The 20,793-nt window shown below is 73.5% G+C and carries 19 protein-coding genes and 1 tRNA gene; 7 read left to right on the top strand and 13 right to left on the bottom strand.

The window, feature by feature from the left end:
• Positions 1 to 2: 2 nt before the first annotated feature.
• Entirely contained in the window at positions 3 to 884 is an 882-nt protein-coding gene (locus AMK13_RS04410; RefSeq protein WP_074001268.1) for a peptidase, read from the top strand.
• Between the two features lie 64 nt (positions 885 to 948).
• Here the strand turns inward: AMK13_RS04410 and AMK13_RS04405 are convergent, their stop codons facing one another.
• The 10 genes from AMK13_RS04405 to AMK13_RS04360 all read right to left on the bottom strand — a co-directional run bounded on the left by AMK13_RS04405 (position 949) and on the right by AMK13_RS04360 (position 10,540).
• On the bottom strand, positions 949 to 2,568 hold the full coding sequence (locus AMK13_RS04405; protein ID WP_241852753.1) for a DUF2079 domain-containing protein: 1,620 nt from the start codon (positions 2,566 to 2,568) through the stop codon (positions 949 to 951).
• 44 nt (positions 2,569 to 2,612) lie between these two features.
• Positions 2,613 to 3,815, bottom strand: a complete 1,203-nt coding sequence (locus AMK13_RS04400; RefSeq protein WP_074001267.1) for a glycosyltransferase 87 family protein — start codon at positions 3,813 to 3,815, stop codon at positions 2,613 to 2,615.
• Between the two features lie 351 nt (positions 3,816 to 4,166).
• Positions 4,167 to 4,240: transfer RNA gene (locus AMK13_RS04395), tRNA-Ala, on the bottom strand.
• Between the two features lie 185 nt (positions 4,241 to 4,425).
• Positions 4,426 to 5,421 (bottom strand): divisome protein SepX/GlpR, encoded by a 996-nt coding sequence (sepX, locus tag AMK13_RS04390; protein WP_074001266.1) that lies wholly within the window; start codon positions 5,419 to 5,421, stop codon positions 4,426 to 4,428.
• Positions 5,422 to 5,571: 150 nt separating this feature from the next.
• Positions 5,572 to 6,156: a GNAT family N-acetyltransferase gene (locus tag AMK13_RS04385; protein ID WP_369808369.1), complete on the bottom strand. Its 585-nt coding sequence runs from the start codon at positions 6,154 to 6,156 to the stop codon at positions 5,572 to 5,574.
• A 38-nt stretch (positions 6,157 to 6,194) separates the two neighbouring features.
• On the bottom strand, positions 6,195 to 6,713 hold the full coding sequence (locus AMK13_RS04380) for a MogA/MoaB family molybdenum cofactor biosynthesis protein (protein WP_049660037.1): 519 nt from the start codon (positions 6,711 to 6,713) through the stop codon (positions 6,195 to 6,197).
• Complete coding sequence (moaC, locus tag AMK13_RS04375; RefSeq protein ID WP_241852779.1) at positions 6,710 to 7,150, bottom strand: cyclic pyranopterin monophosphate synthase MoaC; 441 nt, start codon at positions 7,148 to 7,150, stop codon at positions 6,710 to 6,712. The genes AMK13_RS04380 and moaC overlap by 4 nt, the downstream gene beginning before the upstream one ends.
• 127 nt (positions 7,151 to 7,277) lie before the next feature.
• Positions 7,278 to 8,615 (bottom strand): molybdotransferase-like divisome protein Glp, encoded by a 1,338-nt coding sequence (glp, locus tag AMK13_RS04370; protein ID WP_074001264.1) that lies wholly within the window; start codon positions 8,613 to 8,615, stop codon positions 7,278 to 7,280.
• Positions 8,616 to 8,647: 32 nt separating this feature from the next.
• Positions 8,648 to 9,568 (bottom strand): UTP--glucose-1-phosphate uridylyltransferase GalU, encoded by a 921-nt coding sequence (galU, locus tag AMK13_RS04365; RefSeq protein WP_049660927.1) that lies wholly within the window; start codon positions 9,566 to 9,568, stop codon positions 8,648 to 8,650.
• A gap of 51 nt (positions 9,569 to 9,619) precedes the next feature.
• Entirely contained in the window at positions 9,620 to 10,540 is a 921-nt protein-coding gene (locus AMK13_RS04360) for a GGDEF domain-containing protein (protein WP_074001263.1), read from the bottom strand.
• A gap of 63 nt (positions 10,541 to 10,603) precedes the next feature.
• Between AMK13_RS04360 and AMK13_RS04355 the strand changes: the two genes are divergently transcribed.
• Positions 10,604 to 11,194, top strand: a complete 591-nt coding sequence (locus tag AMK13_RS04355; RefSeq protein WP_074001262.1) for a 5-formyltetrahydrofolate cyclo-ligase — start codon at positions 10,604 to 10,606, stop codon at positions 11,192 to 11,194.
• Between the two features lie 62 nt (positions 11,195 to 11,256).
• On the opposite strand, the gene AMK13_RS04350 is transcribed toward AMK13_RS04355, so the two are convergent.
• A complete protein-coding gene (locus AMK13_RS04350) occupies positions 11,257 to 13,977 on the bottom strand; it encodes a penicillin acylase family protein (protein ID WP_049654521.1) in 2,721 nt (906 codons plus the stop codon).
• A 239-nt stretch (positions 13,978 to 14,216) separates the two neighbouring features.
• Between AMK13_RS04350 and AMK13_RS04345 the strand changes: the two genes are divergently transcribed.
• The 5 genes from AMK13_RS04345 to mscL all read left to right on the top strand — a co-directional run bounded on the left by AMK13_RS04345 (position 14,217) and on the right by mscL (position 18,953).
• A complete protein-coding gene (locus AMK13_RS04345; RefSeq protein WP_074001261.1) occupies positions 14,217 to 15,701 on the top strand; it encodes a potassium/proton antiporter in 1,485 nt (494 codons plus the stop codon).
• A 367-nt stretch (positions 15,702 to 16,068) separates the two neighbouring features.
• A complete protein-coding gene (locus AMK13_RS04340; protein WP_380718803.1) occupies positions 16,069 to 17,415 on the top strand; it encodes an MFS transporter in 1,347 nt (448 codons plus the stop codon).
• A gap of 215 nt (positions 17,416 to 17,630) precedes the next feature.
• A complete protein-coding gene (locus tag AMK13_RS04335) occupies positions 17,631 to 17,942 on the top strand; it encodes an FmdB family zinc ribbon protein (RefSeq protein ID WP_049654525.1) in 312 nt (103 codons plus the stop codon).
• A 282-nt stretch (positions 17,943 to 18,224) separates the two neighbouring features.
• Entirely contained in the window at positions 18,225 to 18,503 is a 279-nt protein-coding gene (locus AMK13_RS42775; protein ID WP_143204480.1) for a hypothetical protein, read from the top strand.
• 30 nt (positions 18,504 to 18,533) lie between these two features.
• Positions 18,534 to 18,953 (top strand): large conductance mechanosensitive channel protein MscL, encoded by a 420-nt coding sequence (gene mscL / locus AMK13_RS04330; RefSeq protein ID WP_049654529.1) that lies wholly within the window; start codon positions 18,534 to 18,536, stop codon positions 18,951 to 18,953.
• Positions 18,954 to 19,001: 48 nt separating this feature from the next.
• Here the strand turns inward: mscL and AMK13_RS04325 are convergent, their stop codons facing one another.
• Positions 19,002 to 19,229 carry a hypothetical protein gene (locus AMK13_RS04325; protein ID WP_049654534.1) on the bottom strand — a complete coding sequence of 76 codons (228 nt, stop codon included), beginning with the start codon at positions 19,227 to 19,229 and terminating at the stop codon, positions 19,002 to 19,004.
• 179 nt (positions 19,230 to 19,408) lie between these two features.
• Entirely contained in the window at positions 19,409 to 20,380 is a 972-nt protein-coding gene (locus AMK13_RS04320; RefSeq protein ID WP_049654530.1) for a sigma-70 family RNA polymerase sigma factor, read from the bottom strand.
• Positions 20,381 to 20,793 lie beyond the last annotated feature (413 nt).

Raw genomic sequence — 20,793 nt, 5'->3', positions numbered from 1 at the left:
CCATGCGTACGACGATCCGCGGCGCCCTCGCCGCCCTCGCCCTGCTGCCCGCCCTGGCCCTGAGCGCCCTGGGCGCCCCGGCCGCCTCGGCCGCCTCGCCGTCCCCCTCGGCCAGTGCGAGCGGCACCCCGGCCCCGGCCACCAAGGCCGGCACCTCCTTCCTGACCGCGGTCAACCTCTCGCCCAACCAGGACGCCAACGTCTCCGTCTCCACCGGTGACTACCTGTACTGGGCGTTCGGCGCCGCCGAGGGCCAGACCCCGACGGTCAACCTGACCGTCGGCCTGGCCCCCTCGGCCGACCGGCACGGCCCGCAGACCTGGTCCGTCGAGGTCTTCGACGGGCTGCGCCGCCGCCAGGCGTGCACCGCCGGCACCCAGAACGCCACCGCCGAGCAGAGCGCCGGCTCGCTGACGCTGAACTGCACCCTGCGCGAGGTCCGCACCTGGGCCGAGCCGTGGTCCGGCGACCCGCTGCCCGGCACCTACTACGTGCGGCTGTCGGTCAGCGACGTCCCGCAGCCGGACCTCGGCCTGGCCTCCTCGGTGCAGCTGCACGTCGCCGCCAAGGGCGACGCGGACAACGCCCAGCCGGAGGGCGGCGAGCTGAAGGCCCCGCTGGTCCCGCCGGCCGGCGGCGGCGCGAGCACGGCCAAGGCGGCCGCCCCGGTGGCCCAGGAGGAGCACTGGTACACCGGCTGGTTCTCCGGCTGGAACAGCCGCTGGTACTGGACGATCGGCGGCGGCTTCCTGGCCGCGCTGGCCGGCATCCTCGGCTACCGGCTGACCCGGCACCCGCGCGGCCACCGGCCCGGCCACTACGGCGCCGTCCCGTCCCAGGGCTCCCACCAGAGCGGCCACTACACCGGCTCGGACCGCCCCTGACCCGCCCCGGAGGGCCGGCCGGACGTCGTTCCGGCCGGCCCTCCGGCGTGTCCGGGCCCCGCGCTCAGCCGCGGAACAGGTTGTGTCCGACGTCGGTCGGGACCTCGTCCTGGACCGGCTTGCTGCCCGGCCCCGGCACGTGCTCGCCGGGGATCGGCTCGTCGCCCTCCCGGTGCAGCAGCACGACCCCGTCCTCGGCCCACAGCTGCCGGTAGCCGTGCGCCAGCAGCAGCTGGATCCGCTCGGCCTGCTCCTTGTCCGTCTTGAACGGGAAGGACCGCTTGTCGCCCCGGGTGAGCACGTACTCGCGCCCGCGCGGTGTGCCGTCCACCAGCACCACGTCCGTCCGGGCGGTCAGCCGCGGCGCGATCTGGTTGTCCGCCTCGACGGACGCCCCGTCCGGGATCAGCGCGGCCGCCCGGACCAGCGCCGCCTCGCTCGGCTTGGGCGCCCAGGAGGACGGCAGGACCAGCGGCACCAGCCCGATCGGCACCGCGGCCACCAGCGCGATGCCGGCCGCGCCGAGGCCCAGCCGGCGGGCCCGCCGCAGGCTCCGCTCCGGCCGCCCGGTGGCGCTCAGCCGGCCCAGCACCTCGATCGCGGCGGTGAGCAGGACCGGCCACAGCAGCGAGTCGTAGTGCCGGGCGATCGACCAGTGGTTGGGGTTGCTGGACAGGATCCGTTCGGCCAGCAGCGGCACCGCGCACAGCACGGTGGCCGAGCGCAGCGGCAGCAGCAGCATGGTGCCGAACAGCCACAGCAGCAGCAGCGGCTTGAGCGGCTGGTCGAAGGCGGCCTGCACCAGCAGGAACGGGTCGTGCAGCAGGTTGCGCAGCGCGTCGCCGCCGTCCGTGCCGAGCGAGCCGTAGTTCCAGTAGTAGCCCGGCTCCCCGCCCATCGCCGGGATCAGCCAGGTGATGGCGGCGGCCGAGGCGACCGGCCCGCCCAGCAGCAGTCCCAGGCCGGTGCGGCGGCCCGCCCGGTCGTCGGTTCGGCGGGTGCGCAGCAGCAGCACCAGCCCGTACGCCCCGACCATCAGGCCGAGGTCCTCCTTGGTGCAGCACAGCAGCAGGGCGGCGAGCAGCACCGTGCCGTACCGGCGGGCCAGCCCGCGCTCCAGCATCAGCAGGGTCAGCGGGACCGCGAAGGCGACCTCGTGGAAGCCCACCCGGGCGGCGACCAGCAGCGGCCAGCCGAGCCCGTAGACCAGGCCGGCCAGGTCGGCGGCCCGGCGGGCGGTGCGCGGCTCGGCGCCGGCGAAGGCGTACCCGGCGATCCGCCGGATCAGCGGCACGCCGGCCGCGAACAGCAGCGACTGTCCGATGATCAGCGAGCGCGGGTCGTCCCAGATCCAGTACAGCGGCGCGAGCAGCGCCAGCACCAGCGAGAAGTGGTCGCCCAGCAGCGAGAAGCCGGGCGGGAACTCGTGGTGGAAGCTCTTCAGCGTCGAGACGGGCAGCCCGAAGTGGGCGTAGCCGCGCACGCCCTGGTCGAAGATGCCGAGGTCGAAGCCGCCGAGCGAGACGGACGTCCAGCCCTGCAGGCCGATGGCGCAGGTCACCGCGAAGCAGAGCGCGGTGAGCAGCGCGGTGCGCCGGGCGGGGCCGAGCAGGACGGCCGCGGCCATCCGGCGGACGGCGGGCCCGGCGGCGGCCGGCGGCGGGGGTGCGGTCTGGGTGGTCACGTCTGGTCTGGTCCGTCCGGTCTGGGGTCCGTGGGTCCGGTCCGTCAGGTCCGGTTCGTCAGCGCGGGGTCGCGGTCCAGCCTGGCGGTCAGCAGGGTCAGGGCCCCGCCGCCTGCGGCGTCCACGGCCTGCCGCCGGGCGCGGTACAGCCGCACGCCCAGGACGACCAGGACGGCGATCGCGATCGGCGGGTAGATCGCGCCGGGCAGCTGCCAGTACCAGGCGACCCCGCGGCCCCAGCGGTGCGGCACCGCCCACATCACGTGGGAGAGGAAGACCGCCGCGGTCACGCCGAACAGCACCCGCCGGGCCGTGGTCCTGGCCTCCACCGCCAGCAGGGCGAGCAGCGGGATACACCAGACCCAGTGGTGGGTCCAGCTGATCGGCGAGACCAGCAGCGCGGTGAGCGCGGCGCAGACCGCGCCCCAGGCGTCGGCCCGCCGCAGCACCCGCGCCGAGCGGCCGGCCAGCACCGCCACCCCGAGCCCGAACACCGCGACCAGCGCCGAGGCGACGACCCCGACCAGGCCGGGGTCGTTGACGTCGAGCAGCCGGCAGACGGCGCCGCGCAGCGACTGGTTGTCCACCAGGACGGTCACGCCGACCCGGCTCGGGTCCCAGAGGTAGGTGGTCCAGAACCCGTACGAGGCGTCGGGCAGGAGGGCCCAGCCGATCAGGCCCGCCGCCAGGAAGGTGCCGGCCGAGACGAAGGCGGCCCGGACCCGGCCGGTCAGGAACAGGTAGACGGCGAACAGGCCCGGGGTGATCTTGATGGCGGTGGCCAGGCCGATACCCACGCCCTTGAGGCGGTGGCTGTCCGGCCGGGTCAGGTCCCACAGGACCAGGCAGAGTATGCCGAGGTTGACCTGGCCGTACTGGAAGGTGGTGAAGACCGGCTCCAGCCAGACGCCGAGGCCGGTGGCCAGGACCACCACGGCCGCGCGGTGCTGCTTGGGCCAGCCGGCCAGCTTGAGCGACAGGTGCACGGCCACGGCGAGCAGCGCGTAGTTGAGGAGCATCACCAGGACGCGCAGGGTGCTCACGTCGAACCAGGTGCTCGGCACGAAGAGCATCGCCGCGAACGGCGGGTAGGTGGCCGGCAGGTCCCAGCCGGGCAGCCGCATCGCGTACAGGTCCTCGCCGCGGACCACCGCCTGGCCCTCGGCCCGGTAGACCAGCATGTCGACCATGGTGGCCCCGTGGACGTGCCGGAACCAGGCGAACACCGCCAGTGAAACCGCCGCCACACAGGCCGCCGGAAGGGTCCAGGAATTCGGCCTTCCGGTTTCCGCCGCGTCGCCGGACCCTTCCGGACCGGACCGCCGCACCCACCGTTTCAGACCGAACTCGCGCACCGCGATGGCACCCCGTCGAGATAGACCAGATCGTTCCCTCGTCGCCGTCTGGGCCCACCCACCATAACCGACCCCCCTGAGCCCCAAACCGCGTCAGAAACGGGCCCGGAGGGGCGATGTGACCTCCCCCACACCAGGCCCCGGGTCGGGGTCGGCACCGGGCCGGGACCCCAAAACGCGAAATCCCGCCGGGAGTTGCCTCCCGGCGGGATTTCGTCGACCGGCCGGAGCCGGTCTGTTGGGTGGAGCTGAGGGGATTCGAACCCCTGACCCCCTCGATGCGAACGAGGTGCGCTACCGGACTGCGCCACAGCCCCAACGAGAAGAAACTCTAGCACCTTTCGGAGGGGGTCCGTGACCACCCCCGGATCACGGTGCCGGCCGGGGTGGCCAGGGGGCTCGCCCCGAACGCGGGCCGCCCCGCCCGCGGTGGCGGGCGGGGCGGCATCGGGTGGGTGCGTCGCGGCGTACGGGCGGGCCGGGGGCCGGCCCCCGGCCCCTGTCACTCGTTGGCCGCGCGCGGGCGCGACTCGGGAGCCTGGGGCTCGGCGTACTGGTCGAAGAGCGGGGTCTTGCGGGACTCGGCGGGGCGCCCGGCGGTCCAGGTGCCGGGGGCCGACAGGTCGAGGCCGCGGGAGACCCGGGGGGCGACCGGGGCGGTCACGTAGGTCGGCAGCGGGACGGGCACCGGCTCCCAGGAGTCCGGCCCGGCCGCGCCGCGCTCGCGCATGCCGTCGACCCACTCCTCGTGCTCGGTCGCCTCGGCCACCGCGGAGGCGGAGGGCACCGAGACGGTGGCCTGCTCGGGGTCGGCGGCCAGCCGCAGGTGGGAACGGCGCGCGGGCCGCTCCCCGGCGGGCGCGGCCGGGGCCGGCTCCGCGGCGGGGGCCTCGGCCGGGGCGCCGGCCGGCGGCCGGGCCTCGGCGCGCTGCTGCTCGCGCTTGCGCAGCCGCTCGGCGGCCTGGGCGGCCCGGACCCGGTCGAGCTTCACCTCGTACCGCTGGCGCTCCAGGCGTCGCAGGTGACCGATGTACAGGGTGAGGAGGACCGCCGGGACCGCCGGGACCCAGAGGAAGGCGAGTCCGGCCACCGCGGCGACCACCGCGCCGAGCGCGAAGGAGAGGAAGAGGGCGGTGACCATCCGGCGCCGGCGGGCCAGCAGCCGCGCCCGGCGCTCGGTGCCGGCCCGCGGTTCGGGGCCCGGCCGCTCGGCCGGGCGCTGCACCGGGGGTTCGGGCTCCCGTGCGGGGTCGCCGGAGGCGGTCTCGTCCCGTTCGGGAGGACCGTCGTCGCTCTGCTCGTCACGCGGTTCGTCACCCAGGGCCCGGGCTGCCCGCCGCTCCAGCCCCGAACGCCCGGCCAGCAGGCGGATGGCGGTGCTGAAGCGTTCCGTCGGGCGCGCCTCGTTGAGTTCGTCCTGCCTGCGGAGCCACATCGGCACCAGATAGGCGGCCCAGGCCCCTACGATGACGGCGTAGATAAGGCCGCTACTGCTCACGATTCACACCGTACGGGCGCCGGGGAAGGCCTGGCAGCAATTTGGTGCGGCGTGTCGTGTGATCAAGCTGATTCTCCGACTATTTTGCCGCTATTTGTGCGGGTCCGGTGCCCCGACGATGCCATATCGATATTTCTTTCGAACATACATTCAATTACGTGTCCCGCGCCCGGAACTGAGCGCGCGCCAGCGCTCCAGCATCCCCTCCGGGACCTCCTCGTCGGTCAGCGCGTAGACGAGGTGGTCGCGCCAGTCGCCGTCGATGTGGAGATAGCGCGGACGGATTCCCTCCGAGCGGAAGCCGAGCTTTTCCACCACCCGTCGGCTCGGGCCGTTCTCCGGGCGGATGCAGACCTCGATCCGGTGCAGTCCGAGCGTGCGGAAGCAGTAGTTCACCGAAAGGGCCACGGCGGTCGGGATGATGCCCCGGCCGGCCACCTCCTCGTCCACCCAGTACCCGATGTTCGCCGAGCACATCGATCCCCAGGTGATCCCGCCGACGGTCAACTGGCCGACCAGCTGGCCCTTGTGGACCACGACGAAGGGCAGCATCCGGCCGGCCGAGGCCTCGCCGCGCAGGAAGCGGACCATCTGCCGGTAGGTCGGCCGGGCGCCGGCCGCCTGGCCCGCCGGGCCGGGCGGCACGGTGGCCTCCCAGCGGCGCAGCCAGTCCCGGTTGCGGCGGCTCACCTCCTGCCACTCGCGCTGGTCGCGGGCCCGGATGGGGCGCAGCACAACCTCACCCTCGTGGAGTTCTACCGGCCAGCCGGCGTTCAGTGCCCTCTCCTGGATGCTGGAGCCCCGGGTGCCGGGGCGTCGGTCCGGGGGTGGTCCCCGCCGCCGAGCTGGTCGACGGCGTGGGCGAGCAGCGGCTCCAGGACGGCGAGGCCGTCCCTGACGCCGCCGGTCGAGCCCGGCAGGTTGACGATCAGGGTACGTCCGGCGAGGCCGGCGAGCCCGCGGGAGAGCGCCGAGGTCGGCACCTTCTCCCGGCCGTACGCGCGGACGGCCTCGGCGATGCCGGGGACCTGGCGGTCGATCACCCGGGCGGTCATCTCGGGGGTGAGGTCCATCGGCGAGATGCCGGTGCCGCCGGTGGTCAGCACCACGTCGTAGCCGGCCGCGACGGCCTCGCGCAGCACGGCCTCCACCGGCTCGCCGTCCGGGACGACCCGGGGGCCGTCGGCGGTGAAGCCCATCGCGGTCAGGCCGGCCACCAGCAGCGGGCCGCCCCGGTCCTCGTAGACCCCGGCCGAGGCCCGGTTGGAGACGGTGACCGCCAGGGCCCTCACTGCGCCACCTCCGGGGCGAACCAGTCGCCGCTCTTGCCGCCGGTCTTGCTCAGCACCCGGACGGACTCGATCGTGGCGCCCTTGTCCACCGCCTTGACCATGTCGACGACGGTCAGCCCGGCCACCGCGACGGCGGTCAGCGCCTCCATCTCGACGCCGGTGCGGTCGGCGGTCTTCACGGTGGCGGTGATCTCGACCGCGTCGTCCGCGACGGCGAGGTCGACCTTGACGCCGGAGACCGCGATCGGGTGGCAGAGCGGGATCAGCTCCGGGGTCTTCTTGGCGCCCATGATCCCGGCGATCCGGGCCACCGCGAGGGCGTCGCCCTTGGGCACGCCCTCGCCGCGCAGCAGGTGGACCACCTGCGGGGAGACCCGCACCCGGCCGGCCGCCACGGCGGTGCGCGCGGTGGCGGCCTTCTCGGACACGTCGACCATCCGGGCCGCGCCCTGGTCGTCGACGTGGGTGAGGCGGTCGCCGGGGGGAGGTGTCGTCACGGGTAACTCCAGGGGCGCGCAGGTCGAATACCGCGCTACCGTACCGTTCCCCGGTCCCGGGGGCCGATCAGGCGTCCAGCAACACCACGTCCACCTCGCTGCCGGCCGGCAGTTCGGTGGTCTCCTCGGGGACGGTGATCAGGCAGTCGGCCCGGGCCAGCGCGCCCACCAGGTGCGACCCGGCGCCGCCGACCGGCTCGACCGTGCCGTCGGCCACCGAGTAGCGGCCGCGCAGGAACTGCCGGCGGCCGGCCGGGGAGCGCAGCGGGGACGGGCAGAGCGCGCGGACGACCGGGCGGTGCACGTCGGCGGCGCCGAGCATGGTGCGGATGACCGGGCGGACGAAGAGCTCGAAGGAGATGTAGGCGCTCACCGGGTTGCCGGGCAGGGCGAGCAGCGGCACCCCGGCCGCGCCGCCGATCCGGCCGAAGCCCTGCGGCTTGCCGGGCTGCATCCGCAGCCGCCGGAAGTCGACCCCGCCGTAGGACTCGAAGACCTCCTTGACCACGTCGTACGCGCCGACGCTGACCCCGCCGCTGGTGACGATCAGGTCGGCCCGGCCGAGCTGGTCCTCCAGGACGGCGCGCAGCCGGTCGGCGTCGTCCGGGACGGCGCCGACCCGGAAGGCGATGGCGCCGGCGTCCTGGGCGGCCGCGGTGAGGGCGAAGCTGTTGGAGTCGGCGATCTGCCCGGGGCCGACCGGCTCGCCGGGCTGGACCAGCTCGCTGCCGGTGGACAGCACCACGACCCGGGGGCGGGGGCGGACCTTCACGGTGGGCCGGCCGATCGCGGCGAGCAGGCCGAGCTGGGCGGGGCCGAGCCGGGTGCCGGCCTCCAGCACCCGGACGCCGGCCGCGACGTCGCTGCCGCGGCGGCGGATGTGCGCGCCCGCGGCGACCGGGCGCAGCACCCGGACCTCCTCGTCCGGGACCGGCGCGGTCATCGCGGCGGCGGCCACCCCGGTGCCGGTGCCGCCGTCGGTCCACTCGACCGGGGCGACGGCCTGGGCGCCGGGCGGCATCGGGGCGCCGGTCATGATCCGGGCGGCCTGGCCGGGGCCGACCCTGGGCAGCGCGTCGGCGCCGGCCGCGATGTCGCCGACCACCGAGAGCACCGACGGGTAGGTGTCGGTGGCGCCCTCGGTGTCGGCGGTGCGGACCGCGTAGCCGTCCATCGAGCTGTTGTCGAAGGGCGGCAGGTCGCCGTCGGCGACCACGTCCTCCTCGAGCCGGCAGCCGCGGGCCTCCAGCAGCTGGAGCTCGATCGCGGGCAGCGGGCCGACCGCGGCCAGCACGTCGGCGAGGTGCTCGTCCACCGTCCAGAGGCGGGGGGCCGCCGGGGCCGGGTCCGCTCCGGCGTCGCAGCAGGCGCTGGGCATGGTGCTGTGCTCGGTGGACCCGGTCATCGGCGGCTCGCTCCCTCGGTCGTGGTCCTGCGTCAGTCCTGCATCTCGGAGCCGACGAACTCCCGCAGCCAGGAGCGGAACTCCGGGCCCAGGTCCTCGCGTTCGGCGGCCAGACGGACGATAGCGCGCAGGTAGTCGGCGCGGTCGCCGGTGTCGTAGCGGCGGCCCTTGAAGAGCACGCCGTGCACCTGCCCGCCGTCCGCCGCCTCGCGGTTGGTCAGCTCGCGCAGGGCGTCGGTCAGTTGGATCTCGCCGCCGCGGCCGGGCGGGGTCTCCCGCAGCACGTCGAAGACCAGCGGGTCGAGGACGTAGCGGCCGATCACGGCGTAGCTCGACGGGGCCTCGCCGGGCTCGGGCTTCTCGACCAGGTCGGTCACCTGGAAGACGTCCTCGCCGAAGCCGTTCGCCTTGACGGCGGCGCAGCCGTAGAGGTGGATCTGGGAGGGGTCGACCTCCATCAGGGCGACGACCGAGCCGCCGAGCTGCTGCTGCACCTCGATCATCCGGGAGAGCAGCGGGTCGCGCGGGTCGATCAGGTCGTCGCCGAGCAGGACGGCGAAGGGCTGGCCGGCGACGTGCTGCTCGGCGACCGAGACGGCGTGGCCGAGGCCCTTCGGGTCGCCCTGGCGGACGTAGTGCATGTTGGCCAGCTCGACGGACTCGCGGACCCGGGCCAGGCGCTGCTCGTCGCCCTTGCGGACCAGCAGCTCCTCCAGCTCGTAGGCGCGGTCGAAGTGGTCCTCCAGGGCCCGCTTGTTGCGCCCGGTGACCATCAGTATGTCGGACAGGCCCGCGGCGGAGGCCTCCTCGACGACGTACTGGATCGCCGGCTTGTCGACGACCGGGAGCATCTCCTTCGGGGTGGCCTTGGTCGCCGGAAGGAAGCGGGTGCCCAGTCCGGCCGCGGGCACCACGGCCTTGGTCACCGGAACTCGGGGGTTGGTCGTCGTCATGCGTTCACCTTACTCAGGCACGTTTTCGCCCGGCCGAGTACGGGCGGACGGCTAGGACAGCACGTCGCTGGGCCCGGCCGCGGTGGCAGTCGTATGGGTCGCGACCGGCTGGGCGAACGGGTCCCGGCCGACACAGGCCGACACACTACCCGCCTTTTCCGTACGGTCACGTTCGGCATCCGTTCCGTGATCGGGCGTGCGAGCGGCCTGTTCGGAGCGGTCGGCGCGGGGCTCCCCGGACTCCCCGGGCGGCCGGGCCGAGAGCCGCCAGCAGTCGCCGCCGGCCGCCCGGGCCGCGGCGAGCGCCGTGTCGGCGGCGCGCAGCAGGACGGCCGCGTGGGTGCCGTTCTCGGGCAGCACGGCGATGCCGGCGGCGGCGGTCAGGCCGTTGCCGGCGGCGGGGCGGGACTCGCGCGGGCCGGAGGACCAGTCCAGCAGCAGGTGCCGGCGGACCGACCAGACCAGCCGCTCGGCGACCTGGGCGGCGCCCTCGGCGCCGGTGTCCGGGAGCACCACCAGGAACTCCTCGCCGCCGTAGCGGCCGAGGGTGTCGGCCCGGCGGATCTCCATCGCGAGCCGCTGGGCGAGGTCGCGCAGCACCGCACCCGCCCGGCCCCGGCCGTGCTCGGCGACGACCGCGTCGAAGCCGCTGATGGCGAGCATCAGCACGGCGAGCGGGCGCGGGCCGTCGGCCTGTCCGGTGTGCTCGGCGCGACGGGCCCGTTCGATCTCCCGGTCCAGGGTGAGCTGGAGGTGGCGGTAGTTCCACACGCCGGTGAGCGGGTCGCAGGAGGCGGTGCGCTCCAGGTCGGCGCAGCGCTCCTCCAGTTCGGCGATCCGCCCGCGCAGCCGCTGCGCCCCGGCGGCGGCCCGGGCCCGCTCCCGGCGGCCGCGCAGTCCGAGGGCGGTGGCGCCGGCCAGTGCGGGGACGCCGAGTGCGGCCAGGGCCTGGACCAGCAGCGGGGTGGTCAATGGGGGGTGCCCCTTCGCGTGTCAGGCTCTGCGCGTCGGCGGTGCGGAGGCCAGGAGGATCGGATGAACGAGGATCGGATGCCCAACGAGAAGAGCGGCCTGAGGACACGGCTGTTGTCGCGGCGGCGCGAACTGGCCGCCGAGGAGCGGGCGGCGGCGGCCGACGCGCTGGCCGGGCACGCCGGGGAGCTGGCCGCCCCCGGCGCCACGGTGGCCGCGTACGTCTCGGTGGGCGCCGAGCCCGGGACCAGGCCGCTGCTGGACGCGCTGCGGGCGCGCGGGGTCCGGGTGCTGCTGCCGGTGCTGCTGCCGGACAACGACCTGGACTGGGCCGCGTACGCGGGGCCGGACGCGCTGGCCCCGGCCGGGCGCGGGCTGCTGGAGCCGGTCGGTCCGCGGCTCGGCCCGGAGGCGGTCGCGCGGGCCGCGGTGGTGCTGCTGCCGGGCCTGGCGGTGGACCGCTCCGGGCTGCGGCTGGGCCGGGGCGGCGGCAGCTACGACCGGGTGCTGGCCCGGCTGGCGCGGGCGGGGGCGCGGCCGGTGCTGGCGGTGCTGCTGTACGAGCACGAGCTGCTGGAGCGGGTGCCGGCCGAACCGCACGACCGGCCGGTGGACCTGGCGGTGCTGCCCTCGGGGGTGCGCAGGCTCGGGTGAGACGGCGGCGGCCCCGCTCCCTCGGGGGGAACGGGGCCGCCGGTGTCCGGGCCGTACGGGCGTCAGCCGGTGGTGAGCACCAGCTTGTGCTTGGTGGCCTTCTCGACCGCGTCCGGCGTGTAGGCCCAGGTCAGCAGCTTGCCCTTGAGCCAGAGGTCGGTCTGGTCGTTGTAGTTGTCGTGGAAGGCGTGGCCGGAGGCGCCGCCGACGTTGACCCAGCGCGAGGAGTCGAGGTCGTTCAGGTCGACCACCATGCGCATCGACGGGATCCAGTCCACCTGGTAGCCGGCCGCCGCGTTCCAGCCGGCCGCGTCGACCGCCGCCGAGCCGCCGGAGAGCCGGTACGGGCCGCGGTTGAGCAGCTTGTGCACCGCGCCGGAGGCGATCGAGGAGTCGTCGGTGCCGAGGGTCTGCTCGCGCAGCTCCAGCTTGTGCAGGCGGCCCCAGCTCCAGGTGGAGACGTCCTTGCTGAGCAGCGAGGTCAGCTCCTGGCGGGCGTTCTTCATCGCCTCCTGGAGCAGGTTGTCCAGGCCCTTCTGCTCCTTGTGCTGGTCGTCGATGTACGTCCACCACGAGCTGTCGGGCTTCTCCAGCTGCTGGCGCACGACCTCGGTCCAGCGGTCGCCGCCGTCCGGCTGGGCCTTGCCCGGTTCCCGGGTGCCGCACTCGGTGACGATCTTGGTGGCGCTGTCCGGCTTGGTGGGGTCGTCCTGCTGGCGGACCAGCAGGCAGTTGTCCTTGGCCCGCAGGTCGGCCGGGAACTTCTGGCCGAAGGCGAGGATCAGCAGCTGGCGCCAGACGCCGTTGTAGTAGGCGGCGGCGGCCGAGTCGGCGTCCTGGTGGAAGTTCCAGTCCTTCAGCAGGTCCTGGGCCTCGCGCACGTACGGGTCGCTGACCGGCTGCTTGAGCAGCAGCGGGACCAGCGTCTTGGCCATCACGCTGGTGTTGTCCAGCTGGAGGGTCTGCATGTCGTCCGGCGAGATCTTGCCGTTGTTCTTGAGCAGGCCCTCGATCTGGTCGGTGATCTCCTTGGCGCGGGTGCCGTACTCCCAGTCCTTGGTGAGGTTGTACTTGTAGCTCGGGTCCACCACGGCCTGGTTGGCGGTGACGATGTAGCCCGCCGAGGGGTTGAGGCTCCACGGCAGCGCGTTGAAGGGGATCGGGTCCTTCCACTGGTACGCGGAGTCCCAGCCCAGCGCCGGGAGGGTGCCGTCGCCCTTGCCGCGGACCGGGATGGTGCCCGGAGCCTGGTAGCCGATGTTCTTGGCGTCGGCGTAGATCAGGTTCTGCGCGGGGACGGTGAAGTCCTTGGCGGCGGCGCGGAACTCGTCCCAGTTCTTCGCCTTGTCCAGCTCGAAGACGGCGTCCATGGTCTTGCCGGGGCTGAGCGCCGTCCACTGCAGGGCGACGCCGTAGCCGCTGGTGCCGCGGTCCGGGGCGGAGGGGCCGTTGGGGGCGTACTTGCCGACGTTCTGCTGCTCGGTGCTCTGGTCGGAGATGAGCGGGGCGCCGGTCTGGGTGGTGCGGACGGTGATGGTGCGGTCCTCCCCGCCGGCGACCTTGATGGTCTCCTTGCGGAGGTCGAACTTCACGTCCTTGCCGTCCACCTGGTAGGTCTCCGGGCCGGTGACCTTCTCCAGGAAGAGGTCGGTGACGTCGGCGCCGAGGTTGGTGAAGCCCCAGGCGATGTCCTTGTTGTGGCCGATGACCACGCCGGGCATGCCCGCGAAGGTGAAGCCGGAGACGTCGAACTGGCAGGCCGGGGAGCTGGTCCGGCAGTGCAGGCCCATCTGGTACCAGACCGAGGGCAGGCCGGGGCCCAGGTGCGGGTCGTTGGCCAGCAGCGGCTTGCCGGTGGTGGTGTGCGAGCCCGCGACCACCCAGGAGTTGGAACCGATGCCCTGGCCGGGGCGGCCGAGCAGCTGCGGCATCGCGTCGACCCGGTCCGTCAGGCTCTGCAGCATCGCCTTGGTGGTGGCCGCGCCCTGGGCGGTGGCGGCCGTTCCGGCGGGCGTGCCGGACTGCGGGGAGCCGTCCGCGGGGCGGTAGTTGTCGCCGGTCACCGCGCCGGTCTTCACGATGGTGCCGTTGCGGGCGTACGGGTAGTCCGGGTACAGCTCGGCGATCTTGTCCGGGCCGAAGTCCTGGGCCAGCAGCGAGCGGTCGATCTCCTCCTGGAGGTTCCCGGAGAGGTTCCAGGCCATCGCCTTGAGCCAGGCCACCGAGTCGACCGGGGACCACTGCTCGGGCCGGTAGCCGCCGTTGACGACGCCGAGCAGGCCGTACTCCAGCGAGGCCTTCGCGCCGCCGGGGTGCTCGGAGAGCCAGGCGTTCACACCGTCCGAGTAGGCCTGGAGGTACTTCTTGGTCTCCGGCGAGAGCTTGGTGTCGAACTCCTTCTGCGCCACCTGCCGCCAGCCCATGGTGCGGATGAAGGTGTCGGTGTCGACCTGGCTGTCGCCGAACATCTCGGAGAGCCGGCCGGCGGTGATGTGCCGGCGGACGTCCATCTCCCAGAAACGGTCCTGCGCCTGGACGTAGCCCTGGGCGCGGAACAGGTCCTCGTCGGTGTCGGCGTACAGCTGCGGGATGCCGTTCGCGTCCCGCTTGACGTCGACGGGCGCGCTCAGGCCCGCGACCTTCACGCTGCCGTCGACCTCCGGGAAGGAGGCGCGGACCGCGGAGACCCCGCGGTAGCCGCCGTAGCCGGCACCGGCCACCAACAGCACGACCAGCACGATCACGATCAGACGGGCGCGCCGGAACTTCTTCGAGCGGGGCATCTGGGTCCTTGCGGTCCTGACTTCGGGGCGGGCGGGCGTGTCCAGGGCCTGCGGCCGTGACAGGGCACCACATTAGGCCGAGTCGGCCGGGCACCGTGAACGGGGGACCAAGCTAAAGATATGGCAAAATGTTAGACTGCGTAACGATCCGCAAGGGGAGCATTGACGACTTCTTAACGGGTCACCCCACAGCACCACCAGACACCCCGTCCGCCCCTGCCTGCCCGAGGTGCCCCTGCGTGAACATCTCCCATCTGAACCAGCTCCTGCTCGAGTCCTCCGTGATCCTGCTGTTCGCGGTGGGCGCCGTACGTCTCTCCACCCGATCAGGGCTGCCCAGCCTGCTGATCTATCTGGGGATCGGCGTGGCGCTGGGCCAGAACGGGATCGGTGTCACGTTCAACAACGCGGAGCTCACCCAGGTGCTCGGCTACGCGGCGCTCGTGGTGATCCTGGCCGAGGGCGGCCTCAAGACCAGCTGGCGCGAGATCAAGCCCGTGATGCCCGCCGCGACCGTGCTCGCCACCCTCGGCGTCGGCGTCAGCGTGTTCGCCACCGCGGCCGGCGCCCACTGGCTGGTCGGCCTGGACTGGCGCACCTCGCTGCTGCTCGGCGCCATCGTCTCCTCGACCGACGCGGCCGCCGTCTTCTCCGTGCTGCGGATGGTCCCGCTGCCGCACCGGCTCACCGGCCTGCTGGAGGCCGAGTCCGGCTTCAACGACGCGCCCGTGGTCATCCTGGTCGTCGCCTTCGCCACCACCGGGGAACTGGACTCCTGGTACGTCCTGATCGGCACGATCGTCGCCGAGCTGGCCATCGGCGCCGTCATAGGCCTGGCCGTCGGAAAGATAGGGGCCTACGGGCTCAAGCACGTCGCCCTGCCCTCCTCGGGCCTCTACCCGATCGCCGTGATGGCGCTCACCGTGCTCGCGTACGCCGGCGGCGCGCTGCTGCACGGCTCCGGCTTCCTCGCCGTCTACATCAGCGCGGTGATCCTCGGGAACTCCAAGCTGCCGCACGGCCCGGCCGTCCGCGGCTTCGCCGACGGGCTCGCGTGGATCGGGCAGATCGGCATGTTCGTGCTGCTCGGGCTGCTCGTCACGCCCGAGACCATGGGCGACGCGGTGGTGCCCGCGCTGGTGATCGGCGGGGTGCTGGTGTTCCTGGCCCGGCCGCTGTCGGTGATGCTCTCGCTGACCCCCTTCAAGGTGCCGGCCCGCGAGCAGGCGCTGCTGAGCTGGGCCGGGCTGCGCGGGGCGGTGCCCATCGTGCTGGCCACCATCCCGGTGGTGTCCGGCGCGCACCGGGCCGAGGACGTCTTCAACATCGTCTTCATCCTGGTCGTCGTCTTCACCCTGCTCCAGGGGCCGACCCTGCCCTGGGTGGCCAAGCGGCTGCGGATCGACGAGGGCGACATGGGCCAGGACCTGGGCATCGAGTCCGCCCCGCTGGAGAAGCTGCACGGACACCTGCTGTCGGTCGCGCTCTCCCCCACCTCGAAGATGTCCGGCGTGGAGATCAGCGAACTGCGGCTGCCCAAGGGGGCCGCGGTCACCCTGGTCGTGCGCGAGGGGAACTCCTTCGTGCCGGACAAGGCGACGGTGCTGCGGGCCGGCGACGAACTGCTGGTGGTCACCACGGACGAGGTCGGCGAGGCCGCCGAGCGGCGGCTGCGGGCCGTGGACAAGGGCGGCAAGCTCGCGGGGTGGCTGAACGGGCGGTGACGGGCGCCGGGCCCGCCCCGGCCCAGGGTCCCCGGACGGGCCTGCGGGCCCGCCCCGGTCCGTCCCGGCTCTCCTCGGTCCGCCTTGGTCCGGGGCCCTGACGGGCCTGCGGGCCGGGGTGGGCTGGCGGTGTCTACGCGCGTAACTGTATGCTGGTTCGACCACGCCGTATAACCACCGCTAGACCACCCCAGCATCTGCCTGACGCAGAGTTGGCGCGACCGCTCGGCGGCCGCGGTCCGGCCCCCGGCCACCACGCCGGACCGACCCGGTATCTACCCCGGTCGACGCGCGAGAGGACGACTCTCGGCGCCGTCGGGGCCACACCATGCCCTGCCGCGCTACCAGGCAGCAGGAAGGACCGACCGTGACGGCGCGCCGAACGGTCGACACCGCCGCGCACCCCGCGGCCACCCCCGCAGCTCCCGCCCCCGCCCGCGTCGGGTACGGCGAGCTGCTGCGCACGCCCGGGGCCTGGACGTTCCTGTCCCCCGCCCTCGTCGCGCGACTGCCGTACGCGATGCTCAGCATGGGCATCCTGCTGCTCGTCACGCAGACCCACGGCTCGTACGGCACCGCCGGTACGGTCACCGCGGTCGCCGCCGTCGCCCAGGCCCTGATCGGGCCGCAGACCGGGCGGCTCGCCGACCGCTACGGCCAGGCCTCGGTGCTCGTCCCGACCGTGCTGGTGCACGCCGTCTCGGTCGGCGTGCTGATCGCCCTCGCGCTCGGCCACGCGCCCGCCTGGAGCCTGTTCCTGGCCGCGGTGCCGGCCGGTGCGAGCGTGCCGCAGGTCGGCGCGATGGTCCGGGCCCGCTGGGTCGCCAGGTTCACCGCCGACGGCGCCTCCGACGCCTCCGCGGCCCGGGTGAGCACCGCCTTCGCCTTCGAGTCCGTGACGGACGAGTTCACCTTCGTGATCGGCCCGATCCTGGCCTCCGGCATCGCCGCCCTCGCCAACCCGGCCACCGCCCTGGTCGCCGAGGCCGCGCTGACCCTCGTCGGCGGCCTGGCCTTCGCCGCCCAGCGGGGCACCGCCCCGGCCCGGATCGTGCCGCAGCCCGGCACCAGGCGCGCCTCGGCGCTCGCCTCCCCCGGCGTCCGGCTGCTGGCCGGGACCTTCCTCGGGGTCGGCGCGGTGTTCGGCGGCATGCAGGTCTCGGTGAACGCCTTCGCCGACTCGGTCGGGCAGCACGACGCCGGCGGCACCGTGTACGGGATCTTCGCCGGCGGCTCCATGCTGGCCGGCGTGCTGTACGGCGTGATCGCCTGGCGGCGGCCGGTGCAGCAGCGGATGCTGTTCAGCTACGCGCTGCTGGTGCTGGGCTGCTCGGTGCTGTGGGCGATGCCCAACCTGGTCGCGCTGACCGTCGCCGGGCTGGTCTGCGGACTGGCCATCGCGCCGACCCTGATCAGCGGCTACACCCTGGTCGAGACGCTGGTCGCGGACGGGGCCAAGACCGAGGCCTTCACCTGGCTGACCGGCGCCATCGGGCTGGGACTGGCGGTCGGCTCGATGGCGGCCGGCCGGCTGATCGACGGGCACGGGCCCTCCACCGGGTTCCTGGTGCCGGTGGTCGGGGCCGGGCTCGGACTGGTCGTGCTGGCCTCGCTGCGGCACCTGCTGGTGGCGCCGCGGGGCGAGGAGACCGCCGCTGCGGGGACCGCGGAGGGCGGGCGTCCGATGCAGCTGGCGGGTGTCGCCGAGGGCTGAGCGGGGCGGCGGCCGGGGGCCGGGCCTCCGGCCGCCCGGGGCCGAGCCGACGGCGGCCGGAGGCTGCGCGGGTGTCGTCCGGAAACCGGGCCGACGGCGGCCGACGGGTGCTCCGGGGCCGATCTCACACCGGGGTCGCTGGACTGATCCCGCGGAATGCCGCATCATTGACCATCGTTAGCACTCATCAGGCGAGAGTGCCAGGAGGAAGACAAGTGCCCACGTACCAGTACCAGTGCACCGAGTGCGGCAACGGCCTGGAGGCGGTGCAGAAGTTCACCGACGAGGCGCTGACCACGTGCCCCGACTGCCAGGGACGGCTCCGCAAGGTCTTCTCGGCCGTGGGCGTCGTGTTCAAGGGCTCCGGCTTCTACCGGACCGACAGCCGTTCGTCCTCCAGCAGCTCGGTGGGCGCCGGGTCGTCGTCGACCCCCTCGACGTCGTCCACCGCGTCCACGTCCTCCTCGTCGACGTCGTCGGGCTCCGGCTCCTCGACCTCGTCCAGCCCGGCTCCGGCCGCGAGCTGATCCCGGCGCCGGGCACCATCGGCCCGGACGGCCCGTAGACCAGGGAAAGGCCCGTCGACCCCGCTTCCACGCGGGGCGGCGGGCCTTTTCGCATGCCCGCCCGGGCGCCCTGTCACCCCGGAGGGGTCGACCTCACTCCGGCGAGTGAACGAAGTTGTCCACAGGGGCGAGTTGTCCACAGGCCTGGGGAAAGGGCTTTCCGAGTTCGCCGGAAACGCCCATCGTGTGGGCATCCGGTCGGTCCGCGAGGGGCCGGCCCGCCGACACCCCGGAGGTGCGTCGATGACGACCGCGAGCTTCTCCCTCCCCCTGCCGCTGCCCGCACCCGCCGTGCCGCCCCGGCAGGAGCTGCCGAGCTTCCCGCCGATCCGGCGCGGGTGCGGCGGGTGGCACCGCTGGCGCAGTGCGGTGCGGCGGCGGGCCGCAGTGCCCGTCCTGGTGCTGCTCGCGGTGGCGTCGGCGCTGGCACTGGGGCCCGCGCGGGCCGGGCTGCCACCGCCCCAGGGAGGCGCACTGGGCCGGACGGGTTGTCAGTCCGGGGCTGCGGAAGATCACCCGTAACCGGGAGGCGACTTCGTCGTTCGAGGCGGCATGAAAGGCTTCAAGGAATTCCTGCTGCGCGGAAATGTCGTCGAACTCGCCGTCGCCGTGGTCATCGGCGCGGCTTTCACCAACATCGTCAACGCCTTCGTCAAAGGCGTGATCAATCCGATCGTCGGCGTCTTCGGGACCAAGGACCTCGCGTCCTACAGTTCCTGCCTCAAGGGGCCCTGCGAGGTGAGCCCGACCGGTGAGGTCACGTCCGGGATCCTCATCCTGTGGGGATCGGTGCTCAGCGCCGTGCTCCAGTTCCTGATCACCGCGGCGGTCGTCTACTTCGCCCTGATCGTGCCCATGAACAGGCTGGCGGCCCACCGCAAGAGCCTCGCCGAGGAGGCGGCGGAGGCCGAGGCCAAGGAGGTCCAACTGCTGACCGAGATCCGCGACGCACTGGTCGCGCCGCTGCGCTGACCGGCGGGCGCCGTTCGGCCCCGGTCCCCGTTCCCCCGTCCCCGTTCCTCAGTCCCCGTGGTGCGGCGGGCGCTGGCTCAGGTACCAGTCCAGCCCCCGTCCACCGCTCTCCCCCGCCCCGGGGCGGCCGCCCCAGCCTGCGTCGGTGTCGTCCCCGGACTGCTGGTCCAACGGGTCCCGGAAGACCAGCCGGGCCTTCACGGCCGCGGCCTTCCGGAGCTCCTGCTCCTGTTCCCCGCCCTGCTCCCGGTCCTTTTCCTGCCCCTGCTCGCTCACGCCGTCCACTCCGTCCGCTCGTCCCTTTCCTCCAGCCTAAAAGCCCCGTGGCACGCCTCGGGCCCCGGTGCGGGGCGCTCCGCACCAGGGCCCGATGAGGGCGGGTCCAGGCAGCCTGCCGGGAGGCTTCCCCGGCGGCCTCTCAGGCGGCTTCCTCAGGCTGCTTTCCCGGCGGCCTCTCAGGCGGCTTCGAAGCCTGCGTGGTCCGCGATCTTCTTCAGCTCGGCCAGCGCGTGCTTCTCGATCTGGCGGATCCGCTCGCGGGTGAGGCCGTGCTGCTTGCCCACCTCGGTGAGGGTGCGCTCGCGGCCGTCCTCCATCCCGTAGCGGGAGCGGATGATCGAAGCGGTGCGGTCGTCCAACCGCCCGATCAGGCCGTCCAGTTCCTCCCTGCGGAGCATGACCATCACGGCGTCCTCGGGGGACGTGGCCCCGGTGTCCTCGACGAGGTCGCCGAACTGGGTCTCGCCCTCGTCGTCGACCGACATGTTGAGGCTGACCGGGTCGCGCGCCCAGTCCAGCACGTCCTTGATCCGGGCCTCGGTGGTGTCCAGCTCGGCCGCGATCTCGGCCGGCTCCGCCTCGCGGCCCAGCTCCTTGGACTTCTCCCGCTGCACCCGCCGGATCCGCCCGAGCTCCTCCACCAGGTGCACGGGCAGCCGGATGGTGCGGGACTGGTCGGCGATGGACCGGGTGATCGCCTGCCGGATCCACCACGTCGCGTACGTGGAGAACTTGAAGCCCTTGGCGTAGTCGAACTTCTCGACGGCGCGCACCAGGCCCGCGTTGCCCTCCTGGATGAGGTCCAGCAGCGGCAGGCCGCTGCGCGGGTAGCGGCGGGCGACGGCGACCACGAGCCGGAGGTTGGAGCGGATGAAGACGTCCTTGGCGCGCTCGGCGTCGGCGGCTATCGCCTCCAGCTCCTCGCGCGTGACGCCGTCGGGGAGTTCGCCCTCGTCCAGCATGTGCTGGGCGTACACGCCGGCCTCGATCCGCAGCGAGAGCTCGACCTCCTCGGCGGCATCGAGCAGGGGCGTCCTGGCGATCTCGTCGAGGTACATGCCGACCAGGTCGCGGTCGGCCTCGAGGTTGGTCGGGCGGGCCGCGCGACTCCGGTCGGCCCTGTCGCGAACGACGGCACGGGTGGCCATGCTTGCTCCCTTTGCTGGTGTTGCCGAGGTCTGCCTGCCTGCCTCGTGAGGGCAAGAAATGCGGGCCCCTCGGGGCCTCACACGTAACGATCCAACGAACAGATTCCGGACAACATTCCCAAGTCACTCAGATTCTTCCCGGCGATGCAGTATCCTGCCGGTTTTCACCCCGGTTCTGGACACTGGGTGACCGGTCGGGCACTTCCCGTGTCATCGGGTGACCGCTCCGGGAGTGTTTTCTTCACTCGACCCTCACGCGGCCACCGCCCACCCGTTGAACCCGCGAACGGCCGCCGACGTTCCCCGCGCGCCCCGCCGTCCGTCCCGGCCCACACCCCGGCGCACGCAGGTCCTCCGCACAAACGATGCCGAATCGCTATCACTCCGGCCCTTGCTCGGCACGGGACACTGGG

This window comes from Streptomyces sp. CB02056 (genome assembly GCF_001905545.1).
Lineage (GTDB): Bacteria > Actinomycetota > Actinomycetes > Streptomycetales > Streptomycetaceae > Kitasatospora.
This window is presented reverse-complemented; position numbering and strand designations above follow the sequence as displayed.

Bases quoted from the DNA above. Each gene is read 5' to 3' on its own strand.
- AMK13_RS04355 (WP_074001262.1), top strand. From the start codon at position 10,604: ATGAACGAGGATCGGATGCCCAACGAGAAGAGCGGCCTGAGGACACGG.
- AMK13_RS42775 (WP_143204480.1), top strand. From the start codon at position 18,225: ATGACGACCGCGAGCTTCTCCCTCCCCCTGCCGCTGCCCGCACCCGCC.
- moaC (WP_241852779.1), bottom strand. From the start codon at position 7,150: ATGGTCGACGTGTCCGAGAAGGCCGCCACCGCGCGCACCGCCGTGGCG.
- glp (WP_074001264.1), bottom strand. From the start codon at position 8,615: ATGACCGGGTCCACCGAGCACAGCACCATGCCCAGCGCCTGCTGCGAC.
- AMK13_RS04350 (WP_049654521.1), bottom strand. From the start codon at position 13,977: ATGCCCCGCTCGAAGAAGTTCCGGCGCGCCCGTCTGATCGTGATCGTG.
- AMK13_RS04410 (WP_074001268.1), top strand. From the start codon at position 3: ATGCGTACGACGATCCGCGGCGCCCTCGCCGCCCTCGCCCTGCTGCCC.
- AMK13_RS04320 (WP_049654530.1), bottom strand. From the start codon at position 20,380: ATGGCCACCCGTGCCGTCGTTCGCGACAGGGCCGACCGGAGTCGCGCG.
- mscL (WP_049654529.1), top strand. From the start codon at position 18,534: ATGAAAGGCTTCAAGGAATTCCTGCTGCGCGGAAATGTCGTCGAACTC.
- galU (WP_049660927.1), bottom strand. From the start codon at position 9,568: ATGACGACGACCAACCCCCGAGTTCCGGTGACCAAGGCCGTGGTGCCC.